This window comes from Macrococcus lamae, from assembly GCF_004359545.1.
In the GTDB taxonomy this organism is placed as follows: Bacteria; Bacillota; Bacilli; order Staphylococcales; family Staphylococcaceae; genus Macrococcus; species Macrococcus lamae.
This window is the reverse complement of the sequence record NZ_SCWB01000073.1, coordinates 1-216: the sequence shown is the minus strand read 5'-3', so window position 1 is coordinate 216 and position 216 is coordinate 1. Positions and strand designations below refer to the sequence as shown.

The 216-nt window shown below is 46.3% G+C and carries 1 tRNA gene; it reads left to right on the top strand.

Annotated features, from left to right (window positions below):
- Window positions 1-137: 137 nt before the first annotated feature.
- Window positions 138-214: transfer RNA gene (locus ERX29_RS10915), tRNA-Ile, on the top strand.
- Window positions 215-216 lie beyond the last annotated feature (2 nt).

Genomic DNA, 216 nt, shown 5'->3' with positions numbered 1-216 from the left:
CGTAACAAGGTAGCCGTATCGGAAGGTGCGGCTGGATCACCTCCTTTCTAAGGATATTACGGAAAAGGAATACTTAAGATTCCTTCGGAATTGACACTGACATATTGCATTCAGTTTTGAATGTTCAGCATTCAAATGGGCCTATAGCTCAGCTGGTTAGAGCGCACGCCTGATAAGCGTGAGGTCGATGGTTCGAGTCCATTTAGGCCCACCATT